This is a genomic window from Sphingobium chungangianum (assembly GCF_977014255.1).
The window spans coordinates 2,845,325-2,867,829 of the sequence record NZ_CDRNIV010000006.1 but is presented as its reverse complement, the minus strand read 5'-3'; the positions used below and the strand labels follow the sequence as shown (position 1 = coordinate 2,867,829).

Genomic DNA, 22,505 nt, shown 5'->3' with positions numbered 1-22,505 from the left:
TTAGATGGAAGCAGCAATGACGATCATCCTCGGCCTGGAATCTAGCTGCGACGAAACTGCGGCAGCGTTGGTGACGGCTGATGGGAAGATACTCGCCCACCGTCTTGCCACGCAGGAGGAGGCGCACCGCCCCTATGGCGGCGTTGTGCCTGAGATAGCCGCCCGCGCCCATGTCGAGGCATTGGCTCCCCTGATCGAAGCGGCACTTGCCGACGCAGATTTGACCCTGGATCAGGTTGACGTGATCGCCGCGACCGCAGGCCCCGGACTGATCGGCGGCGTGATGGTCGGTCTGGTGACTGGCAAGGCGCTCGCCCATGCGGTCAACAAGCCGCTGGTCGCCGTCAACCATCTCGAAGGCCATGCGCTGTCGCCCAGGCTTGCCGACCCGTCGCTGCAATTCCCGTATCTGCTGCTGCTGGTTTCCGGCGGACATTGCCAGTTGCTCCATGTCCGGGGACCGGGTGACTATGCCCGCCTTGCCACCACGATTGACGATGCCAGCGGCGAGGCGTTCGATAAGACCGCCAAGCTGCTTGGCCTCGGCTACCCCGGAGGTCCTGCGGTCGAGCGGGCTGCGGCAAGCGGCAATCCTAAGGCCGTTCCCCTGCCGCGTCCGCTGGTCGGAACGGCCGAGCCGCATTTCTCCTTTGCCGGGCTCAAGAGCGCGGTGATGCGCGCCGTCCAATCGGGACAATATTCGACCGAAGACATCGCTGCGAGCTTCCAGCAGGCAGTGATTGATTGCCTCGTCGATCGGACTGAAAAGCAGCTTGCCGCGCTGGACGGGATAACCGCCCTGGTCGTCGCGGGTGGCGTTGCTGCCAACCAGTCGATCCGCGCGGCGCTTCAGGCACTCGCCGCGCGGTATGATCTTCCTTTTGTCGCGCCACCGCTTTGGCTTTGCACGGACAATGCCGCAATGATCGCCTGGGCCGGGGCTGAACGCTATGCAGCCGGGCTCGTCGATGATCTTACCGTTCCAGCCCGGCCGCGCTGGCCGCTGGATCCGGATGCGGAAAAAGCGCGTGGGGCAGGAGTGAAGGCATGAAGGCGGGTGTCATTGGAGCGGGCGCCTGGGGCACGGCCCTTGCGCAAACCCTTTCGTCGCAAGGCGAGGATGTTCGTTTGTGGGCGCTTGAACCGGACGTCGTCAGCGCCGTCAATCAGGATCATCTCAATCCCCTTTATCTTCCCGGGATTCCCCTTAATCCAGCCGTGCAGGCGACGGGGGACATGGCGGACATGGCTGACCGGGAACTGCTGTTGATCGTCAGCCCGGCCCAGCACCTGCGCGCTGTCGTGGCAGGACTCCCTGCCGGTATCCCGCTCATCCTGTGTTCGAAGGGGATCGAAGCTGGCTCCGGCCTGCTGATGTCGGAAGTCGCCAAGCAGGCTCAGCCCAGTTCGCCGATCGGCGTTTTGTCAGGTCCGACCTTCGCCCATGAAGTCGCGCGGGGGCTTCCCACCGCCGTCACCTTGGCTTGCGATGACGCCCAGCTTGCCGGGCGTATTGCGGCGCGTGTCGCCCGCCCCGCCTTTCGTCCCTATCTGTCCGATGACATCGTAGGCGCGGAGATTGGCGGGGCCGTCAAGAATGTGCTCGCCATCGCTTGCGGCGTTGCAGACGGAGCGGGCCTCGGCCTGAACGCTCGCGCATCGCTCATCAGCCGAGGCTTCGCCGAAATGACGCGTTTCGGCCTCGCGCGCGGCGCGCGCGCCGAAACGCTCTCGGGCCTTTCAGGGTTGGGTGACCTGGTCCTCACCTGCTCCTCGACCAATTCGCGTAATTTCTCGCTCGGCAAGGGGCTGGGCGAAGGCCGATCGGCTGCCGAATTGCTTGCCAATCGCCGCACCGTTGCCGAAGGCGCCTTTACCGCGCCAGTGCTGCGCGAGGCTGCACGCGCGGCCTCTGTCGAAATGCCGGTGGTCGAAGCCGTCTGTGCCCTGCTGGAAGATGCGGCCCCTCTGGGCAAAGTCATCGACGCGCTGCTCGCGCGTCCGCTGCGTCCCGAATAATCCGTCGCCCTTCGATCATTTATTGTTTACCGTTCGGCAACAGAGAATATGACGCGACAGGGGGATCCACTTTCTTTGCCGACTGAGCAGGCTTCCTCCGCGCAACAGGATGACATCGCGGCGCTTGCCAGAGGTGGCCGGACGAATATCTTCGGCTTTCTTCTGCGCCTGGCTGCTCGCCTCCCTTTCCTTTTCATCGCTGGCCGCTGGTATGGTGCCGATGCGCTAGGCCGTTTCGCCTATGCCGTCCTTGTCGTTGAATTCATCGCGCAACTGGCGACGCTGGGGCTGAAGCGCGGTCTGGCTGGCGCGCTGGCTCAAACCGAGCGACCGCACAGCCATGTCGTCACGGACGCGATGCTTGTGACGCTGATCGCCGCCTCGTTCGGCAGCTGCATATTGGTTGCCTTCCCGCAAGCGATGTTCCCCAACAGCGGCATCAATGGCCTTGACCGCTTGCTCGCGCTCATCGTGATTGCCGTTGCAGGGTCAGACGTTGCACTCGCCGCCTGTGCTTATCGTTTTGACATAGGGGCAACAGTTCGTGCCAGGTCCATCATAGAGCCCTGGGCTATCAGCATCGGGGCTTTCGCCTTCGCCTTTTATTCGACGCGCGATGGCCTGATCCTCTCCTACGTCGTTTCCATGATTGCGGCGTTCGTCGCCTCTATCATCCCCATGACCCGCCACTATGGCATACCTTATGGATGGCGCCCCGACTTTGGCAGACTTTGGCGTCTCGCGCGCCGTAACTTGCCGCTCGCCGCCGCCGATGGCGTGGAATGGGGATCGCGTCGCCTTGACCTCGCCATTCTGGGCCTGTTCGTCAGTCCCGCGATTGTCGGCGTCTATTATGTGGCGCAGCAGGTCGCCTCATTGCCGCAAAAGCTGAAAACCAGCTTCGATCCAATTCTGGGGCCGGTCATTACCCGCAACCTTGCCGAGGGTAATCTTGCCGCCATTGCGAGGCAGGTCAGTCAGGTGGGCTTCTGGATCATCGCTGCACAGGCCGGTATCGCCCTTGCGCTGGGCATCCCCGGTGAGGCGGTGATGGGGCTAGTCGGGCCGCATTTCGTTGGCGGCACCGGAGCGCTCGCCTTTCTCCTGCTGGCGGAGGTCGTCGCGGCCACTGCCGTGGTCAGCGAATCCGCGTTGGTGTATATCGCTCGCCACCGCAACCTGATGATTTCGCTGTTCATGATCGGATTGCAGGCCGCGCTCAGTTTCGGGCTCATATTGCTGGCGCGCCGATTTGATTTGTCTCCGATGGCGATAGCAGCGGCACCGGCTCTCGCGCTCACCATTGCGCTGGGGGTTGGCGCGCTGGTGAAGGCGCGCCTTTTGTCTCATCTGCTGAAGGCCAAGGTAAATGCCTGGCGCTGGCCATTGCTTAGCGCATGTGGCGTCGCCTGCATCGTGGGCGCCGCCTTCGTCGCTCTGCCGCCCGCGCTGGAATGGATCGAACTTGTTTTCGGTGTTGGGACGATCCTGGCGGTCTACGGCTTTGTCATTTGGCGATGGGGCTTCGGCCCCGATGACCGGGCCTTGTTCCGGCGCCAGAAAGCCGCCTGACCCAAATAGAGCTTAGGCGGCTTGGATCTTCCCGGTCGATGCGGATGAGCGTTCCGCGGTCTTACCGCCCCAGCTTCGCCCGGATCATCTTCAGATCCTGCTCGGGCCGCGCGCCCCAATGGGAAATCACTTCGGCTGCGGCTGCTGCGCCCAGTTCGAGGCAGTGATGCACGTCCAGTTCCTCGATATGACCGGCAAGGAATCCTGCGGCGAACAGGTCGCCTGCACCCGTGGTGTCGATCACCTGCGCAACAGGCGCCGCAGGCACCTCGTAGCGAACGCCGTCCACCACAGCGATCGCGCCCTTTTCGCTGCGCGTCGAGATCAGCACCGGCACACGCCCAGCGAATGACGCCACCGCTTTGTCAAAATCATCGATCTGCGCCAGCGACTGAATTTCATGCTCGTTGGAAAAGAGGATGTCGATCAACCCCTGATCGATGAGTTGCACGAAATCATCCCGATGTCGTTCAATGACGAAGCCATCGGACAAGGTGAAGGCAACCTTGCGGCCTGCCCCCTTCGCGGCGTCGATGGCGGCCCGCATGGCAGCACGCGGCTGTTCAGGATCCCACAGATAGCCTTCCAGATAGAGGATCGAGGCTGAACGGATCAGGTCGAGGTCGAGCGCTGATTCCGGCAGAAACTGCGACGCGCCCAGAAAGGTGTTCATCGTGCGTTGAGCGTCCGGCGTCACCAGGATCAGGCAGCGCGCGGTGGGCACCTCGCCCCCCACTGCTGGCGTGTCATAGCGGATACCGAGGGCGCGCACATCATGGGTGAACACCTCGCCCAGCTGGTCGTCACGCACTTGCCCGATGAAGGCGCAGCGCTTGCCCAGTGCCGCGAGGCCAGCCAGCGTGTTCGCCGCTGATCCGCCGCTGACCTCTTTACCCGCTCCCATGTCGGCATAGAGCGCCTCGGCCGTCTCCGCGTCGATCAGCTGCATGCCGCCCTTGGTCAGCGCATGTTCGGCAAGGAATGCGTCATCGCTGGGAGCAAGCACGTCGACAATGGCATTGCCGATCGCGACAACATCTAGCGAGGGAGCAGCAGCAGCGGTCACGCGATATCCTTACTCAAAGGCTCAAAATCGCGCCGTGTCTATCGAGCCGCGCTGCTGCGTGCAACGTTGCAGATTGACCATGCGTGCAGAGCGCGGAATAGCGTGCCTAATGGTGATCGCCGCCGCCCTTCGTGCCTTTCCCGTCATCTTCCATCGGGCTGCTCTGCGCCTGTTGGCCAAGACGCTCATGTTGACGCTGCTGATTTTCGCGCTGGCCGGATTGGGTCTTTGGACAGCAGTCCACGCAATGCGCGCATATTTCGGCTGGAGTGGTGGTGGCCTAGCGGAAGCCGCCGTAATGGCTATGAGCCTGGTCGCGCTTGCATGGCTGCTCTTCCGGACCATCGCCATGGCAGTCATGAACCTGTTCGCCGACGACATCGTGGCTGCGGTCGAACGGGACAGTTATCCCGCCGCCGCAGCCGCCGCGCGACCCTTGGGCTTCACGCCCAGCTTGCGGCTTGCCCTCGCTTCGGCCGCCCGCACGGCTGGCTGGAACTTGCTGGCGCTGCCGGTCTTCCTCCTTCTTCTGGTCACCGGCGTCGGCACGGTCCTGCTCTTCCTGGCGCTCAACGCCTATCTGCTGGGTCGCGATCTCAGTGATATGGTGGAACAGCGGCATCCGGGGCTTTTGCCGATCCCTCGCCTCGGCCGGTGGCTCATGGGCCTCGTCTCGGCGCTTATGTTCCTCATTCCCTTCATCAACTTGCTTGCGCCCGTTTGGAGCGCGGCTATGGCGGTGCACATGCTGCATGGCGTCCGGAACAAGTCACGATGAAAGCCCCCCAACATATCCTCTCGGTCTTGCTTGCGCTGCCACTGGCAGCTTGCGGCGGGTCGATTGTGCCGCCTTCGCCGATGCGCCCGTCTCCAGCCGGGCCGCCCGCCAGCGCCTTCATGAAATCGGGTCCGCTCATGGGAATGGACGTGCGCCACCTCGTCCAGCAATTCGGTACGCCGCGGCTTGATATCCGGGAAAGCACCATGCGTAAGCTCCAGTTCGCTAACGGGCGCTGCGTTCTGGACGCCTATCTTTATGCACCGGCTCGCGGCAAGGAGCCTGTTGTCACCCATGTCGATGCTCGCACCCCCGCCGGGGCCGATACAGATCCGGGCGCCTGCGCTTCAGCGCTTCGGCGATAGGTCAGGGCGCGGACAGCCGCTCCACGGCCCACGCCGCCGCTTCCGCCACCACGGGATCGTCATCAATCAGCAATGGGTGCAATCGCGCCAAAAGACGAGGGTCGCTACTGTTACCCGCCGCTATGGCCGCGTTGCGGACCATCCGGCTGCGCCCGATCCGCTTGATCGGCGACCCTGAGAAAACCTCCCGAAACCCCGCATCGTCCAAAGCCAGCAGGTCGCCAAGTTCAGGCGCAGCCAGTTCGGCCCGTCCGAGAAACGCCCGGTTTGCCGCTGCCGCATCAGCGAACTTGTTCCACGGACACACCGCCAGACAATCGTCGCAGCCGTAGATGCGATTGCCGATCTTCTCGCGAAACTCGGGCGGGATCGGCCCCTTATGCTCGATCGTAAGGTAAGAGATGCAACGCCGCGCATCCACGACATAGGGGGCAGGAAAAGCATCGGTGGGGCAGGCCGACTGGCAGGCCGTGCAACTGCCGCAATGATCCACTTCGGGCAGGTCGGGTTCCAGGGCCAGTTCGCTATAGATCGCGCCCAGGAACAGCCAGCTGCCGTGCGCGCGGCTGACGAGATTGCTGTGCTTCCCCTGCCAGCCCAAACCCGCCGCCACCGCCAGAGGCTTTTCCATCACCGGCGCGGTGTCCACAAATACCTTAAGGGCGCTCGCCTGCTCCTCCACCAGCCAGCGAGCGAGGCTCTTCAGTCCCTTTTTCACGACGTCATGATAGTCGCGCCCCTGAGCGTACACGGAAATGCGTCCACGATCGCCCTCCTCTGCCAGCGTCAGCGGATCGCGGCCCGGAGCATAGCTCATCCCCAGCATGATGACGCTGCGTACGTCGGGCCACAGCGCGCTGGGTGAGCCGCGCTGCTCCGCGCGCTCCTCCATCCACAGCATCTCGCCATGACAGCCATCGTCCAGCCATTTGCGTAAGCGCCGCCCGGCCTCGGGCGCGGCGTCCGCGCGCGCGATGGCGCATGCGGCAAACCCCAGCCGCTGCGCTTGCGCCTTCAGGCGCTGTTCCAAGGTTTCGGTTTGCGTTGGCATGCTGTGCGACTATCAGGAGTGGATGATCCGTAACAATCCGGCTCCCCCTTCGGCCTATGCCGTCGAAGGCCATGCTCTTGTCAAGACATTCGGCAAATTCCGGGCAGTCGATGGCATCGACCTCGCCGTTCCCACGGGCTCCATTTACGGCATTCTCGGGCCTAACGGAGCGGGCAAGACGACCTTGCTCCGCACGCTGCTCGGCATCATCGATCCCGACGAGGGCTCTCGCCGACTGCTAGGGGATGATGTCCCGCTGCGTCAGGCGCGGGCCATCGGCTATCTGCCCGAGGAACGGGGCCTCTATCCCTCGATGAAGGCGGCGGAAGCGATCGCGTTCATGGGTGCTTTGCGCGGGCTGCCGCTAAAAACAGGGCGTCAGCGCGCACGCGAGATGCTGGCCGAACATGGCATGGGCAGTTCGATCGACAAGCCGATCCGTCAACTGTCCAAGGGCATGGCGCAGACCGTTCAGCTATTCGGCACGATCGTCCACGAGCCTCGGCTGATAGTTCTCGACGAACCTTTCTCCGGGCTCGACGCGATCAACCAGGGCAAGTTGGAGCTATTGATCCGCGATCAGGCGCGGCGGGGCGTCACCATCCTCTTTTCCACCCACGTCATCGCGCATGCCGAACGCCTCTGTGAACGCATCGCCATCGTCGCGGGCGGGCGCATCAGGTTCGAAGGATCGGTGGGTGAGGCGCGCGACAAGCTGCGCCCGCAGGTTCGCCTGCGGACCCGCGCGAGCGATGGCAGCTGGCGCCGTGCCTTGCCTGCTGAAACGCTGGCGGCCGATGGCGCATGGCATTTTGATCTGCCGGATGAGGGGATCGAGCCGCTGCTCCGGGCTTTGCTCGACGGGCAGGCAGGTATCGAAAGTCTCTCGATCGAACGGCCCGGCCTGCATGACGCGTTCGTCTCCATCGCGGGTGCCGCCGCGGCCCAGCAGATGCAGGATGCGGAAGAGGAGCCCGCGGGATGAGCGAAGTTCTGCGCGCGGCTCTGGTCATCGCCCGCCGCGATTTTTCCGCCGTGATCTTCTCAAAGACCTTCATCCTGTTCTTGCTCGGCCCCTTGTTCCCGGTCGTGATCGGCATGGCGTTTGGCGGCCTGGGTGAAAAGATCACGACCGAAAGCCTGCGCCCCACCGTCGGCATCGCCATGGCGAAGGAGGATGCGGTGCGCATGGAACGTGCCCATGACGTTCTGGCCGCCCGATTGGGGGCGGACAACCTCCCTCGCCTGCAACGCGCGCCCAAGGGAGCGCCGCGCGCCTTGCTTATGCGGCCCGACGCCCGCTTCATTGCCATCGTGTCGGGCACGATCACCCATCCTGTGCTCACCGGCAAAGCCGACGATCTCGCCATGCTGGAAGGCGATATCAGCCTGCTCGCAAGCGCGGCCGTCGCTGGCGAACAGCTACCCCACGTCCGGATCGAGAAGCAGCTTGTTACAGCCAGCGCGGGCGCGGAAGCGCAATCGCGACTGTTGACGGGCCGGGCCGCGCAAGTCCTGATATTCCTGCTCACCATGCTCCTCGCGGGCATGGTTCTTTCCAACCTTGTGGAGGAAAAAACCAACAAGGTGATCGAAATCCTCGCCGCTGCCGTCCCGATCGACTCCGTTTTCCTGGGCAAGCTTATCGCCATGCTGGGGATGAGCTTCGTCGGCATCGGCTTCTGGGGGGCGGGGGTCGTGCTGGGCGTCCGGATTTTCGCGGGGCCGGACATCGCGCCGCCTACTCCTGCGGTTGGATGGCCCATGTTCCTGCTGCTTGGCGGCGTCTATTTCACCATGGCTTACGCCCTGCTGGGCTCGTTATTCCTGGGCATCGGCGCGCAGGCCGCAACCGTGCGGGAGGTGCAGACCCTCAACATGCCGGTCACCATGGCGCAGATGGGCGTCTTCTTTTTCGCGACCTATGCGGTTGATCATATGGGCTCCGCTCCAGAGATTGGCGCGATCATCTTCCCCTTTTCCTCGCCATTCGCCATGATCGCGCGGGCGGCTCAGGACGCAGCGCTATGGCCCCATATTCTTGCGATCGTCTGGCAGGCCATTTGGGTCGCCGCAATCATCCGTCTGGGCGTTTGGCTGTTCCGTAGGCATGTGCTGAAATCAGGCCATGGCAGCAGCCGGAAATGGTTCAGGCGGCGCTCAGCCTCGGTTGGTTAGGTAGACGGGATGACACGGCGGGATCTTCTCAAAAGTGGCGCCTGTGCGGTAGCCGCTCTCGCCTTCTGGCGATTGGGCATGGAAGAGGCTGCCGCCGCTTATCCCTTTACCCTGACCGATGCTGAATGGCGCAAGCGCCTCAGCCCGCTTGCCTATAATGTGCTGCGCAAGCAGGCCACCGAACATCCCTTCACCAGTCCGTTGAACAAGGAACATCGCGCGGGCACCTTCAAATGCGCAGGTTGCGACCAGGCACTGTTCAGTTCAAAGACCAAATTCGACAGCGGCACAGGCTGGCCTAGCTTCTGGGCGCCCTTGCCCCGTGCCACGGGCACATCGCGAGACATGTCCTTGCTTTATCCAAGGATCGAGGTTCATTGCGCCAGATGTGGCGGCCACCTGGGCCATGTTTTCGATGATGGACCGCCGCCCACCGGGAAACGTTATTGTATGAACGGCGTGGCGCTCAGTTTTTCGGCGGCATGATCCTGTAGACACGCAAGGACGTCATCCCCTGAAGCCTGACCGGCTTCAACCAGTCGGGATGTCCACCCTTGTCCAAAATCATTGCCAGACTGCCCGGATGCTCCTGAGCATAATGTCTGAACTCATTTAGGCTGGGACAGGTCACTAGATAGTCTGGTCCCTTGCCACTATTCAAAGCCTTCAGAATAGCCTGCGCCTTAGCTGGCGGCGCGGTAAAGCCCTCGACCACCGCCGTGATCCCGGCCGCATTCCGGTGATGCGCCGTGCCGATGACGTCGTGGGGGGTGCGGATCAAAATGTCGGGACCTATATCCAGGGGCGCAAACAGCGTCGATCTGGGCAACTGCCGCAATGGGCTCAACGCCGCGGCAGTCCGGCATTCGCCTGCAGGCGTGGGCGATTTCTCCTCTTTCTCCGCGCCCGCCGTCGCTGCGATCCAGAGCGCGCACAAGGCCGCTGGTGTGAGCAAGGCGACCGCCGAGGACGCGAACACCCTCGGGATCGTCGCGGTTTTCTGCTGCGCCCGCCGGAAGAGCCGCAGCATCAACCAGGCCACCCCCGGCAGCGCCAGTACATGGGCGACCGACATCGCCCGCATCACCAGCATAGCGACCAGCGTCGCCCCGGTCAGAAGAAGCGCCACAGCCAGCCAGCGATCACGCGCCTTGGCCGTATCGGCTATTCGCGCCGCCATGATCGACCCGGCCAGTCCCGCGAGTGGGGGCAGCAGGATGAGCCCCATCATCGAACGGCCCTGTTCCCAGATCGGGCGGCCTTCCATGACATGCAAATACCAGAGTTTATAGGCGACGGGTCCCAGCGACTGGAAAGGATCGCCGGTCAGGCAAGACTTGCCGGTGATGATGAACAGCGCGGTGGCGGCCAATGCGCCTGTTCCGGCGGCGGCGAACCGCCCAGTCGCGGAAACGGGGGCGGCGATGCGGAAGACAATCGGCGTTACGATCGCGAAGGCGATCAATGGCCAGATATAGGCCGCTGAAAGAGCATCGCATTGCGCGTGCGCCAGCGGCGCCATGCCGCGCAGGACAGCCAGCAGCAGCAGCGCGGCGCTGCCCAAGGTCAGCGCATAGGCTACAAAGCGGGGCGTCTCATCTCGATCTCGCCACTGCCGCAACGCCAATACAGCCCCGAACAGGGCGGCATAGGGCAGTCCTTCGCTCGAAATCTGTAGCCACACGGCCATGGCCGTGCCTGCGACCACGCCGCCGCGTGCAGGCCGCGTATCCATGGCACCGGCAAGAGCGATCGTCGCCATCAGGATCTGCCAGCCATGGTGATCGATTCGCAGCGGCCCGAACTGCACAAGGATGGTCGGCGTCGTCAGCAACAGCACCGGCGCCAGCATCGCCGCCGGCTTGTCGGCAATGCGAACGCCGGCAACATGCAGCGCCCATGCCAACGCACCCAGCAACAGCAGTGGAACCATCGAGCAGGCGATCACTTCGGCCAGGTGGCTGCCCAGCACCGGTCGCAGCAGCAGGATTATCGCCGCGATCGGCATATCGACGATCCGCGACCAATGCATGGGTCCGCCAAAGGGCGGGTTCACCCGATGCTGACTGACATCCAGAAAGGCCTGGCCGCCGAGCCAGTCGCGCACCTGCTGAAGGCGCATTGCGTCGTCCGGATCACGAAAGCCCAAAATGTCTAGCTGGTCGCGGGCCAGCCACAACAGAACGATGGAACAGCAAATCCAGGCAAGGATGAGCCAGCGGGCACTAGGGGTGGTTGTCCCCCCAATGTCGCGGGTAAATCCCGTGCGGATCTTAGCGAGCGGCGAAGACGCCATACTTCCGGATCGCATATACAGATAGAAAGCTGGCGGGGATGGCGAACAGCTTCGCAAGCGCCGGGGCCATTCCGGCGGCTCCCAGAACACTGATAAGGCCGGATGTCACGGCGATGCCCACCACCGCGCTGACGGCAAAGCCCAGACGCTGCCGGTTCGTCGGGCCGACAGCCGAAGGAAAAACGAAACGAACGCTGATCAACCAGTGCAACAGCAGGCCCGATGCATAGCCGATGGCTCCCGCCATCGTAGGCGGCACATCGAACCGCAGCAGCGTCAGGAACAGCAGCATGTCGCCGCAAAGCGCGCAAAGGCTCGCCAGCAAATAGCGGACTAAGGTGAAGCGGACGGTGAGGGCGCTGCTCAGATGGCCAAGGTTCATCAATGCCATGACTGCCGGTTTACGCGGCCTTCAGGCGGCCGGGCACCCGCCGCACGCTCCCCAGCGCCGCATTCTGCCCGATGGCTTCTTCGCCTTCCTCGCCAGCTTCATGATATTCGGCATCCTCGTTGACCGCCCAGATGTCGAACTGCCGCTCGCCAGCTTCGATGTTCCGCACCGTCAGCATGGCGGTCATCATCGCATGATCCTGATTATTATAGCGGTGCATGCCGTTACGGCCGACCAGATGCAGGGTCGGGTAGAGTTGCTCCAGTTCCGTCCGCATCTTTAGCACATTGGCGGCGTAGTCGTCGTCATAGACGGGATAGGCCTTCTCCTGACGGACAACTGCTCCCCCCGCCACATCGGCAGGATCACACAGCCCCAGTATCGCCATTTCGCGCTTGGCGAGCTCGACCAGGGCATCGTCGTTCGATGACCACAGGCCGTCGCCCTCGAAGCAGAAATATTCAAGCCCGACGCAGGCGAGCGACGGATCGGGCACCATTTCGGGAGACCAGCTGCGGAAGTTCTGAATGCGGCCAACCTGAACCTTCGAATCATGGATGTAGATCCAGTTGTCGGGAAACAGATCCTCCGACTTGATCATCAGCGCTACGGTCAGGAAGTCGCGATACTTAAGCTCCATCGCATTGCCGAGCGTCGCGGGCAAAGGATGAATGCGTCCCGCCAACTCACGCATCGGCGCGGAACTGATGACATGACGCGCCTTCAGCAGCACCTCGCCCTCGGGACCCTGAGCGACCATCTGCCACCGGCCGGTGCCTTGGTCGTGCGACAGCTGCTTGAGGCTATGCGCCATCAGCACCTTGTTGTCGCCCTTGACCACGAAATCCCGTGCGGCTTCCCACATCATGCCGGGGCCAAGCCGTGGATAACGGAAGCTTTCCAGCAAGGTCTTGGTCGCCATGCCGTCATTGGGCCGCTTGTTGAGACCCAGCGAGCGTTTCAGCCCATCCTTTACCGCGCCCCAGAGCGAAAGGCCCTTGATCCGCTGCGCCGCCCAATCAGCCGACATCTCGTTGCAGGGCATGCCCCAGACCTTTTCGGTATAGGTTTTGAAGAAGATGGAGAACAGCTTGTGCCCGAACGCATTCACCGTCCAATCCTGAAAGGATCGGACATTGCGGTTCGGCCGCAGCCTGGCCTTCGCGAAACTCGCCATGCATAGCGTCGATCGCCACACGCCAAGGTTCCACAACGCTTCAAAGGCACGCAGCGGATAGCTGTAGAATTTGCCCTCATAGTAGATGCGGCTCATCCGGGGGCGCTGGATGAAATCATTGGGCAGGATCTCATTCCAGAGATCGACCACCTCTTTCGACTTGGAAAAGAAGCGGTGGCCGCCAATGTCGAAGCGGAATCCGTTCAGCTCGACAGTCCGGCTGATCCCGCCGACATAGCGGGGGTCCTTCTCGATAACGGTGACCGAATAGCCCTTCTTGGTGAGCAAATAGGCCGCAGTCAGGCCTGCCGGACCCGCGCCAATGATGGCGACATCCACATTCTGGTCGATTTCCGGCATGCAATGCCCCCCGATAGGCTAACTTCTATCATCGGAATTGGCGGAAATCATCTAAGGAATGGTTAATGATCAGGTAAGCATGGCGGGACAGGTGGACCGCCCCGCCAGCCTGTCTCAATGGCGGAAGTGCCGCATGCCGGTGAAGACCATGGCGAGGCCAGCTTCGTCCGCCGCCGCGATGACTTCCTCGTCACGGATCGATCCGCCCGGCTGGATCACTGCCGTCGCGCCAGCTTCGACCGCCGCCAGCAGGCCATCGGCGAAGGGGAAGAAGGCGTCGGAAGCCACCGCCGACCCGATGGTGCGGGCTTCGCTCCACCCTGCCTTATCAGCGGCATCCTTGGCCTTCCACGCCGCGATGCGGGCGGATTCGAGACGGTTCATCTGCCCCGCGCCGATGCCTGCGGTGCTGTTGCCCTTGGCATAGACGATGGCGTTGGACTTCACATGCTTGGCTATGGTCCAGGCGAACAGGCAGTCATTCAGCTCCTGATCGGTGGGCGCGCGCTTGGTCACGACCTTCAACTGATCGCGCGTAATGCGGCCATTGTCGCGGCTCTGCACCAACATGCCACCGGCAATGCTCTTCATCATCAGCCCGGTGCGGGCGGGATCGGGCAGTTCGCCAGTCAGCAGCAAGCGGAGATTCTTCTTCTTGGCGAAGATCGCCTTGGCTTCTTCGTTAGCGTCGGGCGCGGCGACGACTTCGGTGAAGATGCCGCTGATCGCTTCGGCGGTCGGGCCGTCCAGCGGGCGGTTGACGGCGATGATGCCGCCAAAGGCCGACACGCTGTCGCAGGCGAGGGCGGCTTCATAGGCTTCGATCAGCGTATTGCCAGTAGCGACGCCGCAGGGATTGGCGTGCTTGACGATCACCACGGTCGGCGGGCCATCGCGGAACTCGCTTACCAGCTCCAGCGCGGCGTCGGCGTCATTGTAATTATTGTAGCTCAGCTCCTTGCCCTGAATCTGCTTCGCCTGGGCAATGCCGTTGGCGGAAGGACCGACGGGCAGATAGAGCGCGGCCGACTGATGTGGGTTCTCACCATAGCGCAGCGTCGCGCCGAGCTTGCTCGATACGGCCAGCGTCTCGGGGAAATCGACGCCCTGATCGGCAAAGGCGAACCAGCTGGCGATCATCGAGTCATAGGCGGCGGTGGCGGCATAAGCCTTGGCGGCAAGCCTCCGGCGGAAGTCATAGCTGGTCGCGCCGCCCTTTTCCGTCATCTCCGCGATCAGACGGGCATAGTCGGCCGGATCGGTGACAATGGCGACACTCTCATGGTTCTTCGCGGCGGAGCGAACCATCGAGGGGCCGCCAATATCGATATTCTCGATGATCTCCTCGCGCTCTGCCCCCTTCGCGACCGTGGCGGCGAAGGGGTAGAGGTTGACGACGACAAGATCGATGGCGCCGATTTCATGTTCCTGCATGGAGGCGACATGGTCGGGATTGTTGCGGACGGCGAGCAGGCCGCCATGAACCTTGGGATGCAGGGTCTTGACCCGGCCGTCCATCATTTCCGGGAAGCCGGTGAGGTCGGAAATATCCTTTACCTCCAGCCCGGCGTCGCGCAGAGCCTTGGCCGTGCCGCCGGTGGACACCAGTTCGACGCCATGTTTGCCCAGCGCCTGACCCAGTTCGATGAGGCCGGACTTGTCCGATACGGAAAGGAGGGCGCGTTTGATGGTGACGTCTGACATGATGCTTCCTGCTGTTCAAAGTGCCGCTCAGGCTTGCCGCAGCCCTCTAGTCCTGCCGGGCCGATGCGGCAAGGACAGGATTCGGGGCAAGGGGGCTTAGCTCATCCGCTTGAAGAGCCAGCCGATGGTCGATCCGCCGGGCAGCGCTTCGGCGGTGATGACCAATTGGCGGGTCTCATGCGGACGACCTTCTCCATCCACCCAGAGGCTTTCCTCTATGGCGAGCTTCCCGGCATTGGCGCGGAACTGCCAGATAGGCCCCATCTCGATGCGCAACAACGCGCCCATGCCGTCGGCTGTGGCGGTGGGTTCTACTCCGGGGGCGAGGTGAAAGCGTAGTTCGGCGGGCAGCTTTACCGGCCGACGGCGGCGCGCGGCGGGTGTCAGCATGTCTTCGCCCCGGATTTCGCGGCCATCGATGCTGACGAGCAGCAGGCGGCGGTGGACATAGCCCATGCGCCGCACATAGCCGTCATGGCTGATCTCTATCCGGCTGCCGCTTTCCTGCTCCTGCCGGTGAAATTCGACTTCGGTGACGCCGCGTCCCAGCGTGCCGTCGGGGAGCAAGGCCGTGGAATTGCTGTTGTTCAGCACCAGCGTGCTATGCGCCGCCGTGGTGCGCAGGCCCTGTGCGAGGCCGCCGGGCATCCATGCGCCCTCAAGCGCCGCGCCGCCGCAATTGACGATCAGCCGCTGCGGCCCGTCGCTGATCTCGATCGCGGTGGTGGAGGCGCATCCCGCCTCGGCCAGTCGGGCGACCGGTGGCGGCGCAGCATCGATCTGAACGATGGTCGAGCCCGCAACGAGCCGCTGATAGCCCCAGTCGCTCGCCTGCCGCAGCGGACGCGCCCGCACGCGGCTCGCCCGGATCACGGCTTCTATGATGGCGGGGTCGATGGCGCCCGTGCCCTGCCAACTGCCAAGCCCGCCATCGCCATGAGTGAGGCCGAGCAGCGCGGGAACCATTCGCCCCTGCGCTTCGGCGAGGAAAGGCGGCACCTGTTCGCGGCGAACATCATAAACCGCCCGCACCATTGCCAGCAGCATGATGGCGTCCAATTGGTCACTGGGCGAGCGCGAGACAATGCCGCCATCGCCATGAACCGTGTTTTCGATCGCGCGCTTGAGACCCGCCTCACCGAAAATCTTGCGGGCAGCGCCGCCCGGCAGCAGCATCGAAGCCGCGACGATCCCGCCCCAGGCCACCAGACGGGGCAGGCCAAGCGGCGCCTTGTCCGCGCCGCGATCCAGATGCCGCGCCGTCCGTGCGATGCAGTTCAGCACCAGCGAGCGATAGACCAGATCGCTGGACGACAGGATAAGCGGCGCATGGGCCGACCAGAAAAGCAGCCGCCAACCAGCATTGTCGGCGCGCCAGGCGGGTTCGCCGGGCGTTTCGGCATGCACGTCTAGCCATTTGCGCAGCACGGCTTCGGCAATGGGCGCGCCCTGTTCCCGCGTCGCCGCCGATGACAGGTCGCGCAGCCAGGCGAAGCTGTGCAGATAATCGGCGAATGCCGGGATGACAGTCAGGCGGTTGAAATCCAGCGTGTTGAGCGGCTGCTTCAGTCCGCGAAACAGGAAATAGCCTGCCCGGATCGCCTGGCCAGCCTTCGCATCACCCGCAATCTCATCATCGGGCACCGCGAGCAGTTTGAGCGGATATTTCCCCTTCAGCCGCCGTCCGTGGATCGGCGTCTTCCAGCTCATCAGGTAAAAGCGGTTGGCGACCCGTTGGGCCAGCGACAGGCCCTTGTCATCCGCGACGCGGATGAGGCGCTTGCCCTGTTCGATTCCGTTTTCGGCTGGTTCTGATTCCGCCGTATCCGCAAGCGATGGGCTGGGGATGCGCCGCTTGTCGCTCACCCGCCCTTGAGCTTCCGGATATTGTCGGCATAGGCGGAAGGCCCGCCACGGAAGGTTGCGGTGCCAGCGACCAGCACGTCTGCGCCCGCTTCGATCGCGCGCGGGGCAGTGGCGAAATCGATGCCGCCATCGACCTGCAGGCGAATGTCACGCCCGCTCTTGTCGATCATCTTGCGGATCGCCTCGATCTTGCGCAGCTGATTTTCGATGAAGCTTTGCCCGCCGAAACCGGGATTGACGCTCATCACCAGGATCAGGTCGATATCATCGATCAGATAATCGAGCATCTTGGCCGGGGTGCCGGGGTTCAACACTACGCCCGCCTGCACGCCCAGCGACTTGATATACTGGATGGAGCGGTGAATGTGCGGCCCGGCTTCCGGGTGGACGGTCAGGATATCGGCACCTGCCTGAGCGAAGGCGTCGAGATACTGGTCCACCGGAGAGATCATCAGGTGAACGTCGAACGGCTTCTTGCTGTGCGGGCGCAGGGCCTTCACGACAGCCGGGCCGATCGTGATGTTGGGCACGAAATGGCCGTCCATCACATCGATATGGACCCAGTCGCAACCCGCCTCGTCAATCGCGCGGACCTCCTCGCCCAGACGGGCGAAGTCCGCGGAGAGGATGGAGGGCGAGATAAGGATAGGGCTGGTCATCAACAGTCGGCTCTAGCCGCGCCTTGGGTCAAGGGCAACGGCGCAGTTCGACCTTATCCACAGGCTTTTTCAGTGCTCGTTGGCGCGGGATTCAGGGCAGGTTGAAAATAGTGGGATCAAGGCCGCGTGACGCCACCGATCCGCGCGGCAAAAACTGCTTCACGCCGTGGAGCGCGACGACATGCGCGCCCTCCAATATCGGGGCGGCGATGAGGCGCATGGTGCATTCGCCGCCGTCGAGCGGCCGTATATCGACGTCCACGGTGAAGCCGCGGCGATGGCGAATGGCATAGGCGCGTAGCTGCTCCATCGCCTCGCGAGAGTCGGGTTGGTAGAGCGATGTGGCGAGCGGGCGCTGAACCGTCATGCCCCGTTCCAGGCCAAACAGATCATAGACGCCGCCTGTCCAACACAGGCTGTCGTCGTCAAGATTGCAGTGCCATAGGCCAATGCCCCGCTCCGCCAGCGCCTGATCATCGCGCGCGGTATGATCGTCGAGCGACACCGAGGCGAGATGCTGGTGCAGGTCGTAGAGCGGCCAGCTATGGTTCAGGGCAAGGGGCTCGGTCGGGCGCAAGCGATGCCTTTCAGACGTTGCCAGATCTCAGTTCTTACAGGGTTGATCTTAATTCATTGTGGCGCGCGGGCAAGCCGGGCAACGAAAAATCCGTCCGTTCCGCCTTGGTCGGCCAGCGTCTCGGGCAGGGTGCGCAGCCAACCGTCCGGACGGGGGGGCAGGCCCTGCGGCAATTCGGCCACGTTCGCGCTCTGAATGCTGAAATCGGGATGGGCGTGAAGGAAGGTTTCCAACTGATCTTCGCCTTCCGCTCGTTCCAGGGAGCAAGTGGCGTAGATCAGGGTGCCACCGGGCCTTAGCCATTTGGCCGCGCGGCTCAGCAACTCCGTCTGTAACTCGGCAAGTTCGGCAATCTGGCGGCCCCCAATGCGATGCAGCACGTCGGGATGGCGGCGATAGATGCCGGTCGCGGTGCAGGGGGCATCGAGCAGGATGGCGTCGGCGGGGGTGGCGGGCTCCCACTGGCGCAGATCGGCTTGAACGATCGTGGCGGAAAGGCCGGTGCGCGACAGGTTTTCGCTCAGCCGTTCCAGCCGCTTCTTCGACTGGTCGATGGCCGTCACCTGCCACCCTGCGGCGGCGAGTTGCATCGTCTTGCCACCGGGTGCCGCGCAGAGGTCCATCACCGTGCGGCCCTCGCCCTGGCCAAGAAGGCGCGCGGGGCAGGAGGCGGCGATGTCCTGCACCCACCATGCGCCCTCGGTGAAGCCGGGAAGCTCCGTCACCGATCCGTGATCGGGCAGGCGGACATGGCCGGGCGCAAAACTTTCGCCGCCCAGCTTTTCGGCCCAGCTCGCGGTTTCTGCCGGGTTGCGCAGGGTGACATCGACAGGCGGGCGCACGGCATAGGCGCGCGCGGCGGCAGCGGGCATGTCACTGCCCCACTGGCTTTCCCAGCGCGCCACGACTTCGTCCGGCAATGTGGGTGGATCGGGGAGGGTGGGTGTGGCGCGCGTGACAGTGCCGAAGACGCCATGGACCAGCTTGCGCGGGCCGCCATCGACCAGCGGCAGCGCGGTCGCAATGGCGGCATGGGGCGCGGTGCCTAGCGCCAGCACCTGGATGAGGGCAATGCGCAGGACCATGCGCGCCTTGGCATCCGGGGGCAGCGGCTGGCGGGTAGCGCCGTCGATCAGCGCGTCGAGATCGGGCAGGTGGCGCAGTGTCTCGGCGGCGATGGCATGAACGAGCGCCCGGTCGGGAGCGGGCAGGCCCTGTGCTGCGCCATGCAGCGCCAACTCCAGCGGATCGCCCCGGCGCAGTACGGCGTCGAGCAGGCGCAAGGCGGCGCGGCGGGCGGGGAGGCCGGGAATATCTGTGGGTTGGGAAGGACGAGGCATGGCGATCGCCTTACGCCAGTTTCGGCAAGAAAGTCATGACCCTTCCGCACCCTCGCTCACAACATTCGTCATCCCAGCGCAGGCTGGGATCTCAGGCCTTGATGCAGAGCGGCACGAGATGCCAGCTTTCGCCGGCATGACGGCAGAAGGCGGATCTCAGTCCCGGCCCAAAGGATCAAGCGCACTTGACCGCCGACGCGCTGGCGCCGCTACCGGGCTCAACGCCGAGGCCCGCGCCACGGCAGCCACTGGCATTCCCATGTCTCCCGCCATTTCCTCCAGCGCCGCGATGCGCTTTTCGGTCGCCGGGTGGGTGGAGAAGAGCTCGCTCACATGAACAGGGACGATGTAGAGCTGGGCGGCGGCGGGATTGCGCTCGGCCACATGGTTCGGGATCATCTCCGCCTTGCCGGAAATCTTGGCGAGTGCGGATGCGAGCGCGCGGGGATTGCCGCTGATCTGCGCTCCGGCGGCGTCGGCGCCATATTCGCGCGTGCGGCTGATTGCCATCTGCACGATCATCGCGGCGAAGGGCGCGACGATGACCGCCATCAGCGTGGCGAGGATGTTGCCATGGCCATTCTCCTCATTGCCGCCACGGAAGAAAAGGCCGAAATTGGCGAGCATCGAAATGGCGCCCGCGATCGTCGCGACCATGGTCATGATCAGCGTGTCGCGATTTTGCACATGGGCGAGTTCATGCGCCATCACGCCCGCCACTTCCTCACGGGTCAGCATAGACAGCAGGCCCGTCGTCGCGGCGACGGCGGCATGTTCGGGATTGCGGCCCGTGGCAAAGGCATTAGGATGCGGTTGCTCGATCAGGTAGACGCGCGGCATGGGAAGACCCGCCCGCTGGGCAAGATCGCGCACCAGCCCATAATATTCGGGCGCGCTCTGCGCATCCACCTCCCGCGCATTGTGCATCGACAGCACAATCTTGTCGGCGTTCCAGAAGGTGAACAGGTTCATGCCCGCCGCAACCAGCAGCGCAATCATCGCGCCGCCGCTGCCGCCCAGCGTATAGCCCAGCGCCATGAACAGCGCCGTCATTGCCGACAACAGCATCACCGTCTTGAAACCGCTCACTTGTCTTCCACTCCTTTGCAGCCCAGATAGCGGGGCATGCATGAATATGGGGTTGCCGGTGCGGCGCCACAATCGAAAGGCTTTTGGACATGGGAACATATAACGGCAAGCGTCCCGCGCATGTGAAGCCGCCCGCGCATCTGTCGAAGAGCCCGCCGGTGCCTGCGCCCGACCCGATCGACACCCCCTCACGCCATGAGGAAGAATTGAGCCCCGTCCGCTATGGAGACTGGGAACGCAAGGGAATCGCTATCGATTTTTGAATGTCGGCGCCCGCCTCTCGATCGGTTCATCGCTGATTATGCACGTCTTCCGCTGGCCTGTGCCCTCGCTGCGAGCGGCGCGGCGCGTTCCTCTAGCCTTTGCCATCCGCTTCCGTGCAGGATTCAGCGGGGCGAAGGAAGAAAACAGAGCCGGGGTGGGTCGTGAATCATATAGCCGAGATAAAGGTGAGGGTGGTGTCTGAATATGCGCCGGAAGATGCGGCGCTGCTTTGTGCCGTGGGTCGTCTGGTCTGTGCCTGGACGATGCTGGAACAGAGTCTGGAGGCGAAAATCGCCATGATGCGGGAAGCGATGGGTGACGTACGAACTGTCGGCACCCGGATGCGCCCCGGCATGGCCAAACTGATGACCGAGCTTCGGACGATGGTGGCGATGCGCGACAAGCGCAACGCCAGCGCGCTCAAGGAGATTTCGGATATCGAGCGACACATGCAGAGGATCGATCGCTTCCGATCGCTCATCATTGGCGGCTTTCAGCAGCCCGCGCCGGGCGGCTTTACGTGCCGCGATGCGCGGAACAATCACACGCATGTCTCACTTGATCATCTCGATGCGGAGATATCTTCGCTCGAAACGGTGGCACAGCGCCTGCTGGCCGTCTGACCGGGCGAGGTAATCCTCCCGCTATGCTTGACCTTTGACACGTGGAGGGCGAAGCCTGTCCGCGCGTCTAGCGAGAATGGAGTACCATGCCCTACAAGCCTATCCGCAAAGCCGTGTTTCCTGTCGCAGGCCTCGGCACGCGCTTTCTGCCAGCCACCAAATCGGTGCCCAAGGAACTGCTGCCGGTCGTTGACCGTCCGCTGATCCAATATGCTGTCGATGAGGCGCGCGAGGCGGGCATCGAACAGATGATCTTCGTGACCGGGCGCGGCAAAGGCGCGATCGAGGATTATTTCGACATCGCCTATGAAAGCGAAGCCACCCAGCGAGAGCGCGGCAAGGACCTGTCAGCCCTGGACGGCACGCGCCTTGCGCCCGGCAACGCGGTGTTCCTGCGTCAGCAGGAACCGCTGGGCCTGGGCCATGCAGTCTGGTGCGCGCGCGACATCGTCGGGGACGAACCCTTCGCTATCCTGTTGCCCGACGAATTCATGAAGGGCGCGCCGGGACGGGGCTGCCTCAAGCAGATGGTCGATGCTTATAATCAGGTCGGCGGCAATCTGGTCTGCGCGCTTGAAGTGCCGATGGCTGATACGCCGAGCTATGGCGTGATCGATCCGGGCCAGCGCGATGGTGCGCTGACCGAGGTAAAGGGCCTTGTCGAAAAGCCAGCGCCCGGCACCGCGCCCTCAAACCTCATCCTGCCGGGCCGCTACATCCTGCAACCTGAGGTCATGAAGATTCTCGCGACCCAGGAAAAGGGCGCGGGCGGCGAGATCCAGCTGACGGACGCCATGGCATCGATGATCGGGCAGCAGCCCTTCCATGGCGTGACCTTCGACGGCCGCCGCTTCGATTGCGGGTCAAAGGCCGGCTATATCGAAGCGAACTTGGCGCTGGCTTTGGAGCGCGAAGATCTGGGCGAGCATATTCGCAAGTTCGCACTGGCGGAATTGGGCGCAACGACGATCGCTGCTGCTGCCTGAGAGTATTTCACTAAGAGAGTTGGTCCGGTGCTGCCGGGCCACCTTTTTTGTTTGGTACGGAGGGAGCCGTTCCTACCGCAGACCTCTCTATCATCTCCCCTCCCGCAAGCGGGAGGGGTCGGGGGTGGGCCAGCGCAACATCAG

The 22,505-nt window shown here is 63.5% G+C and carries 22 protein-coding genes; 11 read left to right on the top strand and 11 right to left on the bottom strand.

The annotated features are described in order from the left end of the window. Positions 1-16 precede the first annotated feature (16 nt). The 3 genes from tsaD to ACWNC0_RS21210 are packed head-to-tail and all read left to right on the top strand — an operon-like array spanning position 17 to position 3,591. On the top strand, positions 17-1,051 hold the full coding sequence (gene tsaD, locus ACWNC0_RS21220) for a tRNA (adenosine(37)-N6)-threonylcarbamoyltransferase complex transferase subunit TsaD (RefSeq protein ID WP_449474429.1): 1,035 nt from the start codon (positions 17-19) through the stop codon (positions 1,049-1,051). After that, positions 1,048-2,019: an NAD(P)H-dependent glycerol-3-phosphate dehydrogenase gene (locus ACWNC0_RS21215; protein ID WP_449474428.1), complete on the top strand. Its 972-nt coding sequence runs from the start codon at positions 1,048-1,050 to the stop codon at positions 2,017-2,019. Before tsaD ends, ACWNC0_RS21215 begins: the two co-directional genes overlap by 4 nt. A gap of 48 nt (positions 2,020-2,067) precedes the next feature. Beyond that, positions 2,068-3,591 carry a lipopolysaccharide biosynthesis protein gene (locus ACWNC0_RS21210; protein ID WP_449474427.1) on the top strand — a complete coding sequence of 508 codons (1,524 nt, stop codon included), beginning with the start codon at positions 2,068-2,070 and terminating at the stop codon, positions 3,589-3,591. Between the two features lie 61 nt (positions 3,592-3,652). Here the strand turns inward: ACWNC0_RS21210 and ACWNC0_RS21205 are convergent, their stop codons facing one another. After that, positions 3,653-4,657 (bottom strand): adenosine kinase, encoded by a 1,005-nt coding sequence (locus ACWNC0_RS21205; RefSeq protein WP_449474426.1) that lies wholly within the window; start codon positions 4,655-4,657, stop codon positions 3,653-3,655. A 109-nt stretch (positions 4,658-4,766) separates the two neighbouring features. Between ACWNC0_RS21205 and ACWNC0_RS21200 the strand changes: the two genes are divergently transcribed. Together ACWNC0_RS21200 and ACWNC0_RS21195 are read left to right on the top strand one after the other, a co-directional pair. Further along, entirely contained in the window at positions 4,767-5,435 is a 669-nt protein-coding gene (locus tag ACWNC0_RS21200) for an EI24 domain-containing protein (RefSeq protein ID WP_449474425.1), read from the top strand. Next, a complete protein-coding gene (locus tag ACWNC0_RS21195; protein WP_449474424.1) occupies positions 5,432-5,800 on the top strand; it encodes a hypothetical protein in 369 nt (122 codons plus the stop codon). The genes ACWNC0_RS21200 and ACWNC0_RS21195 overlap by 4 nt, the downstream gene beginning before the upstream one ends. Before the next feature lies 1 nt (position 5,801). Here ACWNC0_RS21195 and queG read toward each other — a convergent pair whose 3' ends face one another. Next, on the bottom strand, positions 5,802-6,851 hold the full coding sequence (queG, locus tag ACWNC0_RS21190) for a tRNA epoxyqueuosine(34) reductase QueG (RefSeq protein ID WP_449474423.1): 1,050 nt from the start codon (positions 6,849-6,851) through the stop codon (positions 5,802-5,804). A gap of 22 nt (positions 6,852-6,873) precedes the next feature. On the opposite strand from queG, the gene ACWNC0_RS21185 reads away from it, so the two are divergent. Genes ACWNC0_RS21185 through msrB form a run of 3 tightly spaced genes read left to right on the top strand, consistent with a single transcriptional unit; the run spans position 6,874 to position 9,515 of the window. Next, positions 6,874-7,836 (top strand): ABC transporter ATP-binding protein, encoded by a 963-nt coding sequence (locus tag ACWNC0_RS21185; protein WP_449474422.1) that lies wholly within the window; start codon positions 6,874-6,876, stop codon positions 7,834-7,836. Further along, the gene (locus ACWNC0_RS21180; protein WP_449474421.1) at positions 7,833-9,029 is read left to right on the top strand and encodes an ABC transporter permease; all 1,197 of its coding nucleotides are present in this window, start codon (positions 7,833-7,835) and stop codon (positions 9,027-9,029) included. Before ACWNC0_RS21185 ends, ACWNC0_RS21180 begins: the two co-directional genes overlap by 4 nt. Before the next feature lie 9 nt (positions 9,030-9,038). Beyond that, positions 9,039-9,515: a peptide-methionine (R)-S-oxide reductase MsrB gene (msrB, locus tag ACWNC0_RS21175; protein ID WP_449474420.1), complete on the top strand. Its 477-nt coding sequence runs from the start codon at positions 9,039-9,041 to the stop codon at positions 9,513-9,515. Here the strand turns inward: msrB and ACWNC0_RS21170 are convergent. From ACWNC0_RS21170 to htpX, 9 genes are all read right to left on the bottom strand, one after another. Continuing rightward, positions 9,496-11,325: a hypothetical protein gene (locus ACWNC0_RS21170; protein ID WP_449474419.1), complete on the bottom strand. Its 1,830-nt coding sequence runs from the start codon at positions 11,323-11,325 to the stop codon at positions 9,496-9,498. The two genes, msrB and ACWNC0_RS21170, sit on opposite strands and share 20 nt — an antisense overlap. Continuing rightward, positions 11,303-11,716 carry a GtrA family protein gene (locus ACWNC0_RS21165; RefSeq protein WP_449474418.1) on the bottom strand — a complete coding sequence of 138 codons (414 nt, stop codon included), beginning with the start codon at positions 11,714-11,716 and terminating at the stop codon, positions 11,303-11,305. Before ACWNC0_RS21165 ends, ACWNC0_RS21170 begins: the two co-directional genes overlap by 23 nt. Positions 11,717-11,726: 10 nt before the next feature. Next, positions 11,727-13,253, bottom strand: coding sequence for an NAD(P)/FAD-dependent oxidoreductase (locus ACWNC0_RS21160; RefSeq protein ID WP_449474417.1), 1,527 nt, complete (start codon positions 13,251-13,253; stop codon positions 11,727-11,729). Positions 13,254-13,367: 114 nt separating this feature from the next. Beyond that, complete coding sequence (gene purH / locus ACWNC0_RS21155) at positions 13,368-14,957, bottom strand: bifunctional phosphoribosylaminoimidazolecarboxamide formyltransferase/IMP cyclohydrolase (protein WP_449474416.1); 1,590 nt, start codon at positions 14,955-14,957, stop codon at positions 13,368-13,370. A 96-nt stretch (positions 14,958-15,053) separates the two neighbouring features. After that, positions 15,054-16,823, bottom strand: coding sequence for a heparinase II/III family protein (locus ACWNC0_RS21150; protein WP_449474415.1), 1,770 nt, complete (start codon positions 16,821-16,823; stop codon positions 15,054-15,056). After that, a complete protein-coding gene (rpe, locus tag ACWNC0_RS21145; protein WP_449474414.1) occupies positions 16,820-17,482 on the bottom strand; it encodes a ribulose-phosphate 3-epimerase in 663 nt (220 codons plus the stop codon). The genes ACWNC0_RS21150 and rpe overlap by 4 nt, the downstream gene beginning before the upstream one ends. Before the next feature lie 91 nt (positions 17,483-17,573). Continuing rightward, complete coding sequence (locus ACWNC0_RS21140) at positions 17,574-18,059, bottom strand: diguanylate cyclase (RefSeq protein ID WP_449474413.1); 486 nt, start codon at positions 18,057-18,059, stop codon at positions 17,574-17,576. A gap of 53 nt (positions 18,060-18,112) precedes the next feature. Further along, positions 18,113-19,399 (bottom strand): RsmB/NOP family class I SAM-dependent RNA methyltransferase, encoded by a 1,287-nt coding sequence (locus ACWNC0_RS21135; RefSeq protein WP_449474412.1) that lies wholly within the window; start codon positions 19,397-19,399, stop codon positions 18,113-18,115. Between the two features lie 156 nt (positions 19,400-19,555). Continuing rightward, positions 19,556-20,488, bottom strand: coding sequence for a zinc metalloprotease HtpX (gene htpX / locus ACWNC0_RS21130; protein WP_449474411.1), 933 nt, complete (start codon positions 20,486-20,488; stop codon positions 19,556-19,558). Positions 20,489-20,577: 89 nt separating this feature from the next. On the opposite strand from htpX, the gene ACWNC0_RS21125 reads away from it, so the two are divergent. From ACWNC0_RS21125 to ACWNC0_RS21115, 3 genes are all read left to right on the top strand, one after another. Beyond that, a complete protein-coding gene (locus tag ACWNC0_RS21125) occupies positions 20,578-20,751 on the top strand; it encodes a DUF1674 domain-containing protein (protein ID WP_449474410.1) in 174 nt (57 codons plus the stop codon). Positions 20,752-20,946: 195 nt separating this feature from the next. Continuing rightward, on the top strand, positions 20,947-21,375 hold the full coding sequence (locus tag ACWNC0_RS21120) for a hypothetical protein (RefSeq protein ID WP_196224798.1): 429 nt from the start codon (positions 20,947-20,949) through the stop codon (positions 21,373-21,375). An 86-nt stretch (positions 21,376-21,461) separates the two neighbouring features. Beyond that, positions 21,462-22,361, top strand: a complete 900-nt coding sequence (locus ACWNC0_RS21115; protein WP_449474409.1) for a UTP--glucose-1-phosphate uridylyltransferase — start codon at positions 21,462-21,464, stop codon at positions 22,359-22,361. Positions 22,362-22,505 lie beyond the last annotated feature (144 nt).

Excerpts from the sequence above, each read along its gene's own strand:
- tsaD (WP_449474429.1), top strand. The coding sequence starts at position 17 with ATGACGATCATCCTCGGCCTGGAATCTAGCTGCGACGAAACTGCGGCA.
- ACWNC0_RS21215 (WP_449474428.1), top strand. The coding sequence starts at position 1,048 with ATGAAGGCGGGTGTCATTGGAGCGGGCGCCTGGGGCACGGCCCTTGCG.
- ACWNC0_RS21210 (WP_449474427.1), top strand. The coding sequence starts at position 2,068 with ATGACGCGACAGGGGGATCCACTTTCTTTGCCGACTGAGCAGGCTTCC.
- ACWNC0_RS21200 (WP_449474425.1), top strand. The coding sequence starts at position 4,767 with ATGGTGATCGCCGCCGCCCTTCGTGCCTTTCCCGTCATCTTCCATCGG.
- ACWNC0_RS21195 (WP_449474424.1), top strand. The coding sequence starts at position 5,432 with ATGAAAGCCCCCCAACATATCCTCTCGGTCTTGCTTGCGCTGCCACTG.
- queG (WP_449474423.1), bottom strand. The coding sequence starts at position 6,851 with ATGCCAACGCAAACCGAAACCTTGGAACAGCGCCTGAAGGCGCAAGCG.
- ACWNC0_RS21185 (WP_449474422.1), top strand. The coding sequence starts at position 6,874 with ATGATCCGTAACAATCCGGCTCCCCCTTCGGCCTATGCCGTCGAAGGC.
- ACWNC0_RS21180 (WP_449474421.1), top strand. The coding sequence starts at position 7,833 with ATGAGCGAAGTTCTGCGCGCGGCTCTGGTCATCGCCCGCCGCGATTTT.
- msrB (WP_449474420.1), top strand. The coding sequence starts at position 9,039 with ATGACACGGCGGGATCTTCTCAAAAGTGGCGCCTGTGCGGTAGCCGCT.
- ACWNC0_RS21170 (WP_449474419.1), bottom strand. The coding sequence starts at position 11,325 with ATGGCGTCTTCGCCGCTCGCTAAGATCCGCACGGGATTTACCCGCGAC.
- ACWNC0_RS21165 (WP_449474418.1), bottom strand. The coding sequence starts at position 11,716 with ATGGCATTGATGAACCTTGGCCATCTGAGCAGCGCCCTCACCGTCCGC.
- ACWNC0_RS21160 (WP_449474417.1), bottom strand. The coding sequence starts at position 13,253 with ATGCCGGAAATCGACCAGAATGTGGATGTCGCCATCATTGGCGCGGGT.
- purH (WP_449474416.1), bottom strand. The coding sequence starts at position 14,957 with ATGTCAGACGTCACCATCAAACGCGCCCTCCTTTCCGTATCGGACAAG.
- rpe (WP_449474414.1), bottom strand. The coding sequence starts at position 17,482 with ATGACCAGCCCTATCCTTATCTCGCCCTCCATCCTCTCCGCGGACTTC.
- ACWNC0_RS21135 (WP_449474412.1), bottom strand. The coding sequence starts at position 19,399 with ATGCCTCGTCCTTCCCAACCCACAGATATTCCCGGCCTCCCCGCCCGC.
- ACWNC0_RS21125 (WP_449474410.1), top strand. The coding sequence starts at position 20,578 with ATGGGAACATATAACGGCAAGCGTCCCGCGCATGTGAAGCCGCCCGCG.
- ACWNC0_RS21115 (WP_449474409.1), top strand. The coding sequence starts at position 21,462 with ATGCCCTACAAGCCTATCCGCAAAGCCGTGTTTCCTGTCGCAGGCCTC.